The sequence below is a fragment of the Oxalobacteraceae sp. CFBP 8761 genome, assembly GCA_014841595.1.
Classification (GTDB): domain Bacteria; phylum Pseudomonadota; class Gammaproteobacteria; order Burkholderiales; family Burkholderiaceae_D; genus Telluria.
On sequence record JACYUE010000001.1, the window covers coordinates 1,349,615 to 1,363,283 of the forward strand.

At 64.0% G+C, this 13,669-nt stretch carries 15 protein-coding genes; 14 read left to right on the forward strand and 1 reads right to left on the reverse strand.

The window, feature by feature from the left end:
• Positions 1 to 39 precede the first annotated feature (39 nt).
• The 14 genes from IFU00_05920 (at position 40) to IFU00_05985 (ending at position 12,614) form a co-directional block, all read left to right on the forward strand.
• Entirely contained in the window at positions 40 to 1,065 is a 1,026-nt protein-coding gene (locus tag IFU00_05920) for a fumarylacetoacetate hydrolase family protein (protein ID MBD8541822.1), read from the forward strand.
• Positions 1,062 to 1,706: a maleylacetoacetate isomerase gene (maiA, locus tag IFU00_05925; protein ID MBD8541823.1), complete on the forward strand. Its 645-nt coding sequence runs from the start codon at positions 1,062 to 1,064 to the stop codon at positions 1,704 to 1,706. Before IFU00_05920 ends, maiA begins: the two co-directional genes overlap by 4 nt.
• 66 nt (positions 1,707 to 1,772) lie before the next feature.
• A complete protein-coding gene (locus tag IFU00_05930; protein MBD8541824.1) occupies positions 1,773 to 2,567 on the forward strand; it encodes a uracil-DNA glycosylase in 795 nt (264 codons plus the stop codon).
• 205 nt (positions 2,568 to 2,772) lie between these two features.
• Positions 2,773 to 3,249 (forward strand): Fe-S cluster assembly transcriptional regulator IscR, encoded by a 477-nt coding sequence (gene iscR, locus IFU00_05935; protein ID MBD8541825.1) that lies wholly within the window; start codon positions 2,773 to 2,775, stop codon positions 3,247 to 3,249.
• A 19-nt stretch (positions 3,250 to 3,268) separates the two neighbouring features.
• Positions 3,269 to 4,525 (forward strand): IscS subfamily cysteine desulfurase, encoded by a 1,257-nt coding sequence (locus tag IFU00_05940; GenBank protein MBD8541826.1) that lies wholly within the window; start codon positions 3,269 to 3,271, stop codon positions 4,523 to 4,525.
• Between the two features lie 47 nt (positions 4,526 to 4,572).
• Positions 4,573 to 4,968: a Fe-S cluster assembly scaffold IscU gene (gene iscU, locus IFU00_05945; GenBank protein MBD8541827.1), complete on the forward strand. Its 396-nt coding sequence runs from the start codon at positions 4,573 to 4,575 to the stop codon at positions 4,966 to 4,968.
• A 34-nt stretch (positions 4,969 to 5,002) separates the two neighbouring features.
• A complete protein-coding gene (gene iscA, locus IFU00_05950) occupies positions 5,003 to 5,326 on the forward strand; it encodes an iron-sulfur cluster assembly protein IscA (GenBank protein ID MBD8541828.1) in 324 nt (107 codons plus the stop codon).
• A gap of 6 nt (positions 5,327 to 5,332) precedes the next feature.
• Positions 5,333 to 5,848 (forward strand): Fe-S protein assembly co-chaperone HscB, encoded by a 516-nt coding sequence (hscB, locus tag IFU00_05955; protein MBD8541829.1) that lies wholly within the window; start codon positions 5,333 to 5,335, stop codon positions 5,846 to 5,848.
• A gap of 130 nt (positions 5,849 to 5,978) precedes the next feature.
• Positions 5,979 to 7,868, forward strand: coding sequence for a Fe-S protein assembly chaperone HscA (gene hscA / locus IFU00_05960; GenBank protein MBD8541830.1), 1,890 nt, complete (start codon positions 5,979 to 5,981; stop codon positions 7,866 to 7,868).
• Between the two features lie 42 nt (positions 7,869 to 7,910).
• Entirely contained in the window at positions 7,911 to 8,252 is a 342-nt protein-coding gene (gene fdx / locus IFU00_05965; protein ID MBD8541831.1) for an ISC system 2Fe-2S type ferredoxin, read from the forward strand.
• A 5-nt stretch (positions 8,253 to 8,257) separates the two neighbouring features.
• A complete protein-coding gene (locus IFU00_05970) occupies positions 8,258 to 9,142 on the forward strand; it encodes an SAM-dependent methyltransferase (protein ID MBD8541832.1) in 885 nt (294 codons plus the stop codon).
• Between the two features lie 8 nt (positions 9,143 to 9,150).
• Positions 9,151 to 10,185 (forward strand): low-specificity L-threonine aldolase, encoded by a 1,035-nt coding sequence (gene ltaE / locus IFU00_05975; GenBank protein MBD8541833.1) that lies wholly within the window; start codon positions 9,151 to 9,153, stop codon positions 10,183 to 10,185.
• The gene (locus IFU00_05980; protein ID MBD8541834.1) at positions 10,182 to 10,871 is read left to right on the forward strand and encodes an RNA-binding protein; all 690 of its coding nucleotides are present in this window, start codon (positions 10,182 to 10,184) and stop codon (positions 10,869 to 10,871) included. The genes ltaE and IFU00_05980 overlap by 4 nt, the downstream gene beginning before the upstream one ends.
• Before the next feature lie 93 nt (positions 10,872 to 10,964).
• On the forward strand, positions 10,965 to 12,614 hold the full coding sequence (locus IFU00_05985) for a choice-of-anchor I family protein (GenBank protein MBD8541835.1): 1,650 nt from the start codon (positions 10,965 to 10,967) through the stop codon (positions 12,612 to 12,614).
• On the opposite strand, the gene IFU00_05990 is transcribed toward IFU00_05985, so the two are convergent.
• Positions 12,611 to 13,624, reverse strand: coding sequence for an SDR family oxidoreductase (locus IFU00_05990; GenBank protein MBD8541836.1), 1,014 nt, complete (start codon positions 13,622 to 13,624; stop codon positions 12,611 to 12,613). The two genes, IFU00_05985 and IFU00_05990, sit on opposite strands and share 4 nt — an antisense overlap.
• Positions 13,625 to 13,669 lie beyond the last annotated feature (45 nt).

Genomic DNA, 13,669 nt, shown 5'->3' on the forward strand with positions numbered 1-13,669 from the left:
TGTAATGGCGGCTACTCAGCAATAACAAAAGGACAGTCCATGAAACTCGCCACCCTCAAAGCCGGCGGCCGCGACGGTACCCTGGTCGTCGTCAGCCGCGATCTGGTCACCTGCCAGCAAGTCCCGACCATCGCGCGCACGCTGCAGGCCGCGCTCGACAACTGGGATGCGTGCAAGCCGCAGCTCGAAGACGTCTATGCCCAGCTCAACGACGGCAACGCCGAGGCGGCCGAATCGTTCATCGAAGCAGATTGCCACTCGCCGCTGCCGCGCGCCTACCAGTGGGCCGACGGCTCGGCTTACATCAACCACGTCGAGCTGGTGCGCAAGGCGCGCGGCGCCGAGGTGCCGGCGTCGTTCTATACCGATCCGCTGATGTACCAGGGCGGTGGCGATTCCTTCGTCGGTCCGACCGACCCAATCGCCGCCCTGACCGAAGACTGGGGCATCGATCTCGAAGCCGAGGTAGCCGTGGTCACGGGCGACGTGCCGATGGGCGCCGACGCAGCCGAGGCCGCTAGCGCCATCCGTCTCATCATGCTGGTCAACGACGTGTCGCTGCGTAACCTGATCCCGAACGAACTGGCCAAGGGCTTCGGTTTTTATCAGTCCAAGCCGGCCAGTGCGTTCTCGCCGGTGGCGGTCACGCCGGATGAGCTGGGCGACGCCTGGCAGGGCAACAAGCTGCACCTGCCGATCCTGGTCACGCTCAACGGCGCCGCGTTCGGCAAGCCGAACGCCGGTGAAGACATGACCTTCAGCTTCGCCCAGCTGATCGCGCACGCGGCGACCACGCGCGAACTGTGCGCCGGCAGCATCATCGGCTCGGGCACCGTGTCGAACAAGCAGGGCGGGCTGTATGGCTCGAGCGTCGAGCATGGCGGCGTGGGCTATTGCTGCCTGGCCGAAGTGCGCATGTACGAAACCATTGAAGGCGGCGCCCCCAAAACGCCGTACCTGTCATTCGGCGACACAGTGCGCATCGAGATGCAAGATGCGAGCGGGGCCAGCATTTTTGGCGCCATCGATCAGGAAGTCGTCCGTTACCACGAGAGACAACCATGAAACTGTATACCTACTTTCGCAGCTCGGCCGCGTATCGGGTGCGCATTGCCCTGAACCTGAAAGGGCTGGCCTACGACGCCGTGCCGGTGCACCTGCTCAAGGATGGCGGGCAGCACCTGCAGGACGACTATCGCCAGATCAACCCGAGCGGCCTGGTGCCGGCGTTTCAGGATGACCGCATCACGCTGTCGCAGTCGCTGGCCATCATCGAGTATCTCGAAGAAGTGTATCCGGACGTGCCGCTGCTGCCGAAGGATGCGCCGGGCCGGGCGCGCGTGCGCGAGCTGGCCCAGATCATCGGCTGCGACATCCACCCGATCACCAATCTGCGCGTGCTCAATTACCTGGAGCGCGAGATCGGTGTGCCCGACCAGGCCAAGAGCGAGTGGTACCGTCACTGGGTGATCGAGGGGCTGCAATCGCTTGAAGCCCATCTGGCGCGCGATCCGGGTGCGGGGCCGTTCTGCCACGGCGACCATCCGACCATCGCCGACTGCTACCTGGCGCCGCAGGTATTCAATGCGCAGCGTTTCAATATCGATGTGGCGGCCTATCCGAACATCGAGCGCATCAATGCGCTGTGCATCGCGTTGCCCGCGTTCCAGGCAGCGCACCCGTCGCGCCAGCCCGACTCCGAATAGCGCGCGGGTGGATGCGAAGGGCGGCGGCGCGCTACAATCGCCGCCTCATTCCATTGCCATTTCGCCATGACCGCCACCGCCGCGCCCCCCTCCAGTCCCATCGCTATCCCTGCACCGATCCTGCGGGCCCTCGACCTGGCCGATGCCTCGTGGCGTCCGATCCTCGAAGCGGGGCTGCAGGCGGTGGCCCGCGCCAATCCTGATTATTTGCCCGCGCTGGCGCAGGACGATTACGTCCCCACGGAACACCGCATGTTCGCCGCCTTCGCCCAGCCGCTGGACAAGGTGCGCTACGTGCTGGTGGGGGAGGGGCCGTACCCGCGCGCTGCAAGCGCTACCGGCGTGAGCTTCATGGATGGCGCCGTGGGTGACCTGTGGAGCGATGCCGGCCTGTCCAAGCCGGTGAACCGGGCCACGTCACTGCGCAACTTCATGAAAATGCTGCTGGTGGCAAGCGGCCAGTTGCAGCCCGAGGCGACGAGCGGGGAGGCGCTGGCGCCGATCGCCCGGGCCGCGCGGGTTGATGGCGCGATCCAGACCTTGGCGCACTTGCAGGACAATCTGATGCATGAGGGCTTCTTGCTGCTCAATGCCGCGCTGGTGTTTCGCAAGCATGTCAAGCCGGTCATCGATGCGCGTGCCTGGTTGCCGTTCCTGCAGACGGTGCTGAGGGCGCTGGCCGCCCAGCCGCAGGCGCCGACGCTGGTCCTGTGGGGCAAGATCGCCGAACAATTGCAGAAATTGCCAGAAACGACCGCCTTCCCGCAGGCAGTGGCCGAACATCCTTACAACCTGAGCTTCATCGGGCATTCGGGCATGCAGGCGCTATTCGGGCCGATGGCGTTGCTGCGGGCCCGTTGAGGGGCGTGGAAACCGCACATTCGTCATGAACATGACCCGCCGTTTTTGGGGTGGTCCAAGACAAGATCATTGCGATTTGCTATACTTGACTAAATCGTTCAACTAATCAGGTCTTTCCCCGCTCCCAGAGGGAAACGTGCTGCAGGATGCAGTGCCGACTTGGGACTTGGACAAGAGAAATATTTTATCACTTACCGGGGTTGAAATGCGTCTGACCACCAAAGGCCGTTTTGCTGTCACTGCGATGATCGACCTTGCCATGCGTCAAGGCAATGGTCCGGTTACGCTGTCGGGCATCAGCCAGCGCCAGGCCATTTCGCTGTCGTACCTCGAGCAGCTGTTTGGCAAGCTGCGCCGCCACGAGATCGTCGAATCGATCCGTGGGCCGGGCGGCGGCTACAGCCTGGCCCGCGCGGCGGGCAAGGTGACGGTGGCGGACATCATCATCGCCGTCGACGAGCCGCTCGATGCAACCCAGTGCGGCGGTAAAGAGAACTGCCATGGCGCCCACACCGACGGCGCCCGCTGCATGACCCACGAACTGTGGACCACGCTGAACGAAAAAATGGTCGACTACCTCGATTCGGTATCGTTGCAAGACCTCGTCGACCAGCAGCGCCAGAAAGAACAGAACGTCGTGCACGTGCACCGCGGCGCCCCCGCCGCAGTCGGACATAACTAAAGCTACCGGAGTAAATCAGATGAACGCGCCTATGGACAAGACCACCGAGCAGAGCTTCGCGCCAGCTCCCCATTTTCCGATCTACATGGATTACTCGGCCACGACGCCGGTCGATCCACGCGTCGCCGACAAGATGATCCCGTTCCTGCGCGAGCAGTTCGGTAATCCTGCGTCGCGCAGCCACGCCTACGGCTGGAACGCCGAAGCGGCCGTCGAAGAAGCACGCGGCCACGTTGCCGCGATCATCGGCGCCGATCCGCGCGAAATCGTCTGGACCTCGGGCGCGACCGAAAGCAACAACCTGGCGATCAAGGGCGCGGCCCAGTTCTACAAGACCAAGGGCAAGCACATCATCACGGTGAAAACCGAGCACAAGGCCGTGCTGGACACCGTGCGCGAACTCGAACGCGTCGGCTTCGAAGCGACCTACCTCGAGCCGCAAGCCAATGGCCTGATCACCGTCGAGCAGCTGGCAGCGGCAATCCGCCCTGACACGATCCTGGTGTCGGTCATGTTCGTGAACAACGAAATCGGCGTCGTGCAACCGATCGCCGAAATCGGCGAACTGCTGCGCTCGAAGGGCATCATCTTCCACTGCGACGCAGCCCAGGCTGTCGGCAAGGTCGAGATCAACCTCGAAGTCCTGAAGGTCGACCTGATGACCTTCACCGCGCACAAGGCCTATGGCCCGAAAGGCATCGGCGCGCTGTACGTGCGTCGCAAGCCGCGCGTGCGCCTCGAAGCGCAGATGCACGGTGGCGGTCACGAGCGCGGCATGCGTTCGGGCACGCTGCCGACGCACCAGATCGTCGGCATGGGCGAAGCCTTCCGCCTGGCCAAGGTCGAGATGGACAGCGAGCTGGCGCGCGTGCGCGCACTGCGCGATCGCCTGGCCCGTGGCCTGATGGAGATCGAAGAAGTCTATATCAACGGCGACATGGACCACCGCGTGCCGCATAACCTGAACGTCTCGTTCAACTATGTCGAAGGCGAGTCCCTGATCATGGCGATCAAGGATCTGGCCGTGTCGTCCGGTTCGGCCTGCACCTCGGCCAGCCTGGAACCATCGTACGTGCTGCGCGCCCTGGGCCGCAGCGACGAGCTGGCGCACAGCTCGATCCGCTTCTCGATTGGCCGCTTCACGACCGAAGAAGAAATTGATTTTGCCGTCAACCTGCTCAAGAGCAAAGTTGGCAAGCTGCGTGAACTGTCGCCGCTGTGGGACATGTTCAAGGACGGGATCGACATCAGCTCGATCCAGTGGGCTGCACACTGATCTGCTCATACCGAGCGCGCATTTTCTAAACATACTGGAGCATCACCATGGCATATTCGGACAAAGTACTGGACCACTACGAAAACCCACGCAACGTCGGCGCGTTCGACAAGGGCGACGATGACATCGGCACCGGCATGGTCGGCGCGCCGGCCTGCGGCGACGTCATGAAGCTGCAGATCAAGGTCAACGACCAGGGTCTGATCGAAGACGCAAAGTTCAAGACGTATGGCTGCGGTTCGGCCATCGCATCGAGCTCGCTGATCACCGAGTGGGTCAAGGGCAAGAGCCTGGACGAAGCACTGGCCATCAAGAACACGCAGATCGCCGAAGAGCTGGCACTGCCGCCGGTCAAGATCCACTGCTCGATCCTGGCAGAAGACGCGATCAAGGCCGCTGTGGCCGACTACAAGGCAAAGCACGCCGACAAAGCAGCAGCGTAATTCCTGGAATAGAACAGAGCTGGAGAAGCACAACATGGCAATCACCCTGACCGAAAAAGCTGCAAAGCACGTCAACCGTTACCTCGAACGCCGGGGCAAGGGCATTGGCTTGCGTTTCGGTGTGCGCACCACCGGCTGCTCCGGCCTGGCCTACAAGCTCGAGTACGTCGATGAAAGCGCCAATGAAGACAGCGTCTTCGAATCGCATGGCGTGCAGGTATTCGTTGATCCGAAAAGCCTGCCGTACATCGACGGCACCGAGCTCGATTTCGCCCGCGAAGGCCTCAACGAGGGCTTCCGCTTCAATAATCCGAACGTCAAGGACAATTGCGGCTGCGGCGAGAGCTTCCGCATCTGATCGCGCATGCAGAATCACTTCGAACTGTTTCAACTGCCGGCCCGTTTCGAGGTCGATCAGAGCGCTCTGGATGCCGCCTACCGCGAGATCCAGGGCCGCGTGCATCCTGACCGGTTCGTCGGCAGCAGCGACGGCGAAAAACGCGTGGCCATGCAATGGGCGACGCGCGCCAACGACGCCTACCAGACCCTGCGCAACCCGCAAAAGCGCGCGCAGTATCTGTGCGAGCTGAACGGCGTCGACCTGCAGACCGAATCGAATACCGCGATGCCCACTGCGTTCCTGATGCAGCAGATGGAATGGCGCGAAGAACTCGGCGATGCACGTGCGGGCAAAGATGCCGCCGCGCTCGACGCGCTCGATGCGCAGGTGCGCGCCGAACGCAAGCAGATGCTGGTCACCGTAGGCCAGCAGCTCGATGCGGGCGACTACGCCGCTGCCGCACAGGGCGTGCGCTCGCTGATGTTCCTCGACAAGTTCGGCGACGAAGTGCAGTACGCCTTCGAAGCGATCGAGGCATAACCTTCCTGCACTTCACCGTGGGCGGCAGCGTCGTCCACGCCACGTCACGCAACGCCACGCTATTCCGGCCGGACGCGTAAAATAGCGTCCGCACCATCCCGGCACGCAAAATAACACTGGTATCACGACTATGGCACTCCTCCAAATCGCCGAACCCGGCATGTCCACCGCCCCGCACCAGCACCGCCTGGCCGTGGGCATCGACCTGGGCACCACCAATTCGCTCGTTGCCACCGTTCGCAGCGGCATCCCCGAAGTGCTCAGCGACGAGGAGGGCCGCTCGCTGCTGCCGTCGATCGTGCGCTACCTGGATAACGGCCACGCGCATATCGGCCACAAGGCGCGCGCGCACCAGACCACCGACCCGAAGAACACGATCGTCTCGGTCAAGCGCTTCATGGGCCGTGGCCTCAAAGACATTACGCACGCAGAAAACCTGCCGTACGACTTCGTCGATGGCGAGGGCATGGTCCAGCTGAACACCGTCGCGGGCGTGAAAAGCCCCGTTGAAATCTCGGCCCAGATCCTGGCCACGCTGCGCCAGCGCGCCGAAGATTCGCTGGGCGACGACCTGGTCGGTGCCGTGATCACGGTGCCGGCGTACTTCGACGATGCACAGCGCCAGGCAACCAAGGATGCGGCCCAGCTGGCCGGCCTGAACGTCCTGCGCTTGCTGTCCGAGCCGACCGCGGCTGCCATTGCGTACGGTCTCGACCAGGGCAAGGAAGGCGTGTACGCCGTCTACGATCTGGGCGGCGGCACCTTCGACATCTCGATCCTCAAGCTGTCAAAAGGCGTGTTCGAAGTGCTGTCGACCGGTGGCGATTCGGCCCTGGGCGGCGACGATTTCGACCATCGCCTGTTCTGCTGGATCATGGAAAAAGCGCGCCTGGCGCCGCTGTCGGACCAGGATACCGCGACGCTGATGGTCAAGGCCCGCCAGGCCAAGGAACTGCTGTCGACGAACGAAGAAACGACGATCGAGGCAATCCTGAAGTCGGGCGAGCTGGTGCAGGTGACGATCACGGCCAGCGAGTTCGTCGAGATCACCAAGCACCTGGTCGGCAAGACGATGAATGCGATCCGCAAGGCGATGCGCGACGCCGACACGAGCGTTGAGGACGTCGACGGCGTGGTGATGGTCGGCGGCGCGACGCGCATGCCGCATGTGCGCCGGGCAGTGTCGGAATTCTTCCAGACCATCCCGCACGCCAATATCGACCCGGACCGCGTCGTGGCGCTGGGCGCGGCGATCCAGGCCAATCTGCTGGCCGGCAACCGCGCTGATGGCGAAGACTGGCTGCTGCTGGACGTGACCCCGCTGTCGCTGGGCATCGAGACGATGGGTGGCCTGGTCGAAAAGATCATTCCGCGCAACTCGACGATCCCGGTCGCGCGCGCGCAGGAATTCACGACCTTCAAGGATGGCCAGACGGCGCTGGCAGTGCACGTGGTGCAGGGCGAGCGCGAGCTGGTGTCGGACTGCCGCTCGCTGGCGCGCTTCGAGCTGCGCGGCATCCCGCCGATGGCGGCCGGTGCAGCGCGCATCCGCGTGACCTATCAGGTCGACGCCGATGGCTTGCTGGCGGTGGCCGCGCGCGAAATGCGCTCGGGCGTCGAAGCATCGATCACGGTCAAGCCGTCGTACGGCCTGGCCGACGATCAGGTGGCGCGCATGCTGCAGGATTCGTACACGTCGGCCTCGAGCGACATGCAGATGCGCGCACTGCGCGAAGAGCAGGTCGAAGCCGAGCGCATCCTGCTGGCAACGCAGTCGGCGCTCGACAGCGATACCGATCTGCTCTCACCTGACGAGCAGGCCGCCATTGCCGGGCAGTTGCAAATGGTGCGCGATGCGGTGGCGATGTCGAACGACACGACGCTCGAACCGGGCCTGCGCCAGAACGTGGTGCACGATGCGGTCCAGGCGCTGGCGCACGGCACCGAAGAATTCGCGGCGCGCCGCATGGACAAGAGCGTGCGCAAGGCCTTGTCGGGCAAGTCGCTGGACGAAATCTGATCTGCACAGCGCAAACTACAACAATCAACCGAGGTAACCCAAGTGCCACAAATCGTCATCCTTCCCCATCCCGTGCTGTGCCCAGAAGGCGCCGTGCTTGACGCGCCAAGCGGCAAATCGGTCTGCGACGTCCTGCTCGAAAACGACATCGACATCGAACACGCCTGCGACCGCGTCTGCGCCTGCACCACCTGCCACGTGATCGTGCGCGAAGGTTTCAATTCGCTGAACGAACAGCAGGAGCAGGAAGAAGACATGCTCGACAAGGCCTGGGGCCTGGAGCCCAATTCGCGCCTGTCGTGCCAGGCGATCGTCGCCGACGAAGACCTCGTCGTCGAGATCCCGAAGTACACGATCAATCACGCCGCTGAAAAGAACCACTGATCTTCATGAAGCGTGTCGAGAACGTCAAGAAAGCCCCGGCCGCTCCGGAGCTGCCACCCGAGGTTCGCCCGGGCCAGTCGATCGAGCTGCTCAAAGAGCTGCACATCCTGACCCGTGACGGCAAGTTGAACCAGGACAGCCGCCGCAAGCTCAAGCAGGTCTACCACCTGTACAACTTCATCGAGCCGCTGCTGCGCGATGTGCAGGCGGACAAGGGCAGCGTGTCGCTGGTCGACCATGGCGCCGGCAAATCCTACCTCGGCTTCATCCTGTACGATCTGTTCGTGAAAGCCCAAACCGAGGGTTCGCACATCTACGGCATCGAGACGCGCGAAGAGCTGGTCACCAAATCGACCGAGCTGGCCGCGCGCCTGGGTTTCAAGGGCATGTCGTTCCTGCCACTGTCGGTGGCCGAATCGACCACGTCGAGTGCGTTGCCGGAAACAATCGACATCGTCACGGCGCTGCACGCCTGCAATACCGCCACCGATGACGCCATCGACTTCGCGCTCAAGAAGAACGCGAAGCACATGGTGCTGGTGCCGTGCTGCCAGGCCGAAGTCGCCACTGTCCTGCGCAAGAACAAGGGCAAGGACGTGAAACGCAGCGCGCTGACCGAAATCTGGCGCCACCCGATCCACACGCGCGAATTCGGCAGCCAGATCACCAATGTGCTGCGCTGCCTGCAGCTCGAGGCGCATGGCTACCAGGTCACCGTGACCGAGCTGGTGGGCTGGGAGCACTCGATGAAGAACGAACTGATCATCGCCACCTACAAGAACCTGCCGCGCCGTCGCCCGACCGAACGCCTGCACGAGGTGCTGGGTGAACTGGGCCTGGCAGAAATGACCGAACGTTTCTACGCCCCACAAGCCGCCACCACGGAGTGACAACAAGCATGAGCGACAACACGCAAGGCTGGATCGACCTGCGCAGCGACACGGTGACGCAGCCAAGCGCCGCGATGCGCGCCACGATGGTGGCTGCGGGCGTCGGCGACGATGTGTATGGCGATGACCCTACCGTCAACCGCCTGCAGGATTACGCGGCGGAGCTGTTCGGTTACGAGGCCGGCATGTTCGCCCCGAGCGGCACGCAGACCAATCTGATCGCCCTGATGACGCACTGCGGCCGCGGCGACGAATACCTGGTCGGCCAGGAAGCGCACACCTACAAATACGAAGGCGGCGGCGCCGCAGTGCTGGGCAGCATCCAGCCGCAGCCAATCGCCAACCAGCCGGACGGCTCGATCCTGCTTGCCGATATCGAGGCATACATCAAGCCCGACGACATGCACTTCGCGCGTACGCGCCTGCTGGCGCTGGAAAACACGATCGGCGGCCGTGTGCTGAGCCAGGAGTACGTGGCTGCGGCCACGACGCTGGCCCACGAGAAGGGCCTGGCCACGCACCTGGACGGCGCGCGCATCTGCAATGCCGCCGTCAAGCAGGGCATCAGCCTGGCGGACGCCGTCAAGGGCTTCGACACCGTCTCGGTGTGCATGTCCAAGGGCCTGGGCGCACCGGTCGGCTCAGTGCTGCTGGGTCCGAAAGCCTTCATCGAGCAGGGCAAGCGCTGGCGCAAGATGCTGGGTGGCGGCATGCGCCAGGCCGGCGTGATCGCCGCTGCCGCGCACTACGCGCTCGAACACAATGTCGCGCTGCTGGCGCAGGACCATGACAACGCCGCCGAACTGGCGCGCGGCCTGGCCCTGATCCCGGCGCTCACCGTCAGCACCCCGCAAACGAATATCTTCTGGATCGACGTGCCGGCTGGCGCCTGCGCACCGCTGCGCGCGGCGCTCGAACGGGCGCAGATCCGCGCCACGGTCGGCCCCAGAATGCGTCTCGTGACGCACCTCGATGTCTCCGCGCGCGACGTACAGCGCACGGTCGACGTCTTCACCGCATTTTTTACTGATTGGCGTGCATGACAACTGAAGAAGCAATCCGCCTGGCCAAGCGCGTGGCCGACGTGGCAGGGTGCTCGCGCGCCGATGCCGAGCGTTATATTGCCGGCGGCTGGGTCAGCGTCGACGGCGCCGTGGCCGAAGATCCCGCCACCCGCGTCACGCCGGAGCAAAAGGTCGAGCTGCTGCCGGGTGCAACGCCGGTCGAACCGGACCCGGTAACGATCCTGATGCACAAGCCGGCCGGCATGGAAATCGAGGCGGCGCTCGCGAGCATCACCGCCGAGAACCAGGTGCTGGAACACGGGCGCGGCAAGCCGTTTCTGCGCCGGCACCTGTTCAAGACCACGGCCGCCACGCCGCTGGAAACCATGGCCTCGGGCCTGATCGTGTTCAGCCAGGATTTCCGCGTGATCCGCAAGCTGGTCGACGATGCCTCGCGCAACGAGTCTGAATACGTCGTCGAGGTCGACGGCCAGATCGCCGACAATGGTATGGCCAAACTCGGGCGCATGTTCAAGGCCAGCTGGCAAAGCGAGCAGCGCCTGCGCATCGCCGGCAAGAACATCCAGCGTGGCCAGATCGAGCGCTTGTGCGGCGACGTGGGCCTGCGCGTGACGGCATTGCGCCGCCTGCGCATCGGCCGCATCTCGATGGGCCCGATGCCGGCCGGCGGCTGGCGCTTCCTGCGCGACACCGACCAGTTCTGATCCGGTGACGGGGAACGTGTTGATGACATGTCATGCTGCTGTCATCGGCGCGTCCTATGCTGGCGGTTTTTCATCCCTGGAAAACCGACCATCATGCTGCACCGCGCCCCTGCTGCCCCTGCTACTTCCCGCTACCTTCCGATGATTGCCTCGATTGCGCTGGCCTGCACGCTTGCTGCCTGCGGCGGCGATCATGACGATGAACCGACGCCCACCACACTGACGCTGGAAAAAATCGGCAGCTACAACGGCGGCGCCGTTGGTGCGGCCGAGATCACCGCCTACGATGCGGCCAGCAAGCGCCTGTTCGTCGTCAACGGCGCGAATGGCACGGTCGACGTGCTGGACCTGAGCGCACCGACTGCGCCCAAGCTGCTGGGCACGATCAGCGTGGCGGGCATCGGCAAGGCCGTCAACAGCGTCGCCGTGCATGACGGACTGGTGGCACTTGCCATCGAAGCGGCGGTCAAGACCGACCCGGGCACCGTGGCGTTCTACAATGCCGCTGACCTCAAGCTGATCAACAGCATCAAAGTCGGCGCGCTGCCCGACATGCTCGTATTCACGCCGGATGGCAGCAAGGTGCTGGTCGCGAACGAAGGCGAGCCAAGCGGCTACGGCGTGGCCGGGACGAGCGATCCGGAAGGCGCGGTCAGCATCATCACCGTGAATCGTGGCGGCGCACCAAGTGTCGCCACCGCAGACTTTCGCAGCTTCAATGGCCAGGAAACGGCGCTGCGCGCGCAGGGCATCCGCATCTTTGGCCCCAACGCCACGGCAGCGCAGGACTTCGAGCCGGAATACATCACCGTCAGCGAAGACGGCAAGACGGCCTGGGTCACGCTGCAGGAAAACAATGCCATTGCCATCGTTGACGTCGCGAGTGCGAAGGTCACATCGATCAAGCCGCTCGGCTTCAAGGACCACAACGTCGCCGGTTTCGGTCTGGATGCGTCGGACGAAGATGGCGGCACCAATACCAACAGCGGCACGCCGGCCACGAAGATCGGTCCGCAGCCCGTCAAGGGCATGTACCTGCCGGACGCGATTGCGGGCTACACGGTCGACGGCAAGCATTACCTGCTGACCGCGAATGAGGGCGATGCCCGCGCCGACTGGCCGGGCTTCAATGAAGAGACGCGCATCCGCGCCCATTGCACGGCAGGGCTGGACCCGAGCATGTTCGCGAACCCCGGCAACGCAACGTTCGACTCGAACCTGGGCCGCCTGCGCGTGACGACGACGCCGAATGGCGGTGGCATGACCGGCAAGAACGCCGCCGGCCAGTGCACCGAGCTGTACACGTTTGGCGGGCGTTCATTCTCGATCTGGGACACGGACATCAAGCGCGTCTACGACTCGGGCGACGAGTTCGAGCGCCGCACGAGCACGCTGCCGAACGCACGCTTCAATGCCAGCAACGACAACAACAATCTGGAAGACCGCAGTGGCTCGAAAGGCCCGGAGCCGGAAGGCGTCGTGGTCGGCAAGTTCGGCGACAAGCAGTATGCGTTTGTCGGCCTGGAGCGCATCGGCGGCGTGATGGTCTACGACATCACGAAACCGGCGTCAGCGTCGTTCGTGACCTACCTGAACACGCGTGATGGCGACAAGGGCGACCTGGGACCGGAAGGCCTGACGTTCATCCCGGCGCACAAGTCACCGAACGGCAAGCCGTTGCTGATCGTCGGTAACGAGGTCAGCGGAACGACTGCCGTCATGCAGGTCAATCTGACGTATTAATTGTCCGACTGATCCCCGCTGCGCTTGCCCAGCAGGCTGACACCGATCGCGGCGGCGATCAGCACGGCGCCCACGGCGAGCGTCCGTTCATTCGACGGCGCGCCACTCGGGATGTCGCGGCGTGGCCGGGCAGGGCGCTTCACCATGCCGCTGTGTACGCCGCTGGCGCCCTGCTGCGGCTCGTACAGCGCCCCTACTGTGTTACCGGTCGGGTCGGCACGCCTGGCCCAGGTTTCCATGAAGCGGTTCATGCCGGACGCGATCAGATCCGGCGCCAGTTGCGTCAGCTTCTTGGTCACGTCGGGCGCGCCCAGCACGGTGACGGGCCGCGGCTTGCGCACCAGGGCAACGACGGCATCGGCCACTTTCTCAGGGGCCAGTACGCCCGGCGGATACGACAGCCTGGCACCGGTGTAGTTGGCCACGTGATGAAAGCCTGGCGTGTCGACGAAGGTCGGGTAGATGTCGCACACGTGGATGTCGCGCTGCTTGCCAAGCTCGGCGCGCAACGCCTCGCTGAAGCCGCGCAGCCCGAACTTGCTGGCGCCATAGGCCGACGCATACGGCATCGCCACGAAGCCGCCCGACGAAATCATGTTGACCCAGATACCGTAGTTCTGTTCCAGGAAGATCGGCATCACGGCGTGCGCGTCGTTCATGTGCGTGATCAGGTTGGTCTCGATGACCTGGCGATGGTGCGCGATCGGCACGTCGGCGAACTTGCCAACGACGCCGCTGCCCACATTGCTGAACCAGAGGTCGATCTGGCCGAGAAGGTCGCGTGCATCCTGTGCGAACGCAGCCACCGCGTCGGCATCGGTGGCGTCGACGACCAGCACGTCGGCATGGCCGCCAGCCTGGCGGCAGCGCCGGGCGATGTCGTCAAGGCCGTCCTTGCCGCGCGCGCCGAGCACGAGGTGGGCGCCCTGGCGGGCGAAGGCGATGGCAGTGGCGGCGCCGATGCCGCTGGAGCCGCCCATGATGACGACGCGAAGATGGGATTGGTGCATGGCGTACCCTTATTCAATAATTGACGAGTTCGTAGATCGTTCAAT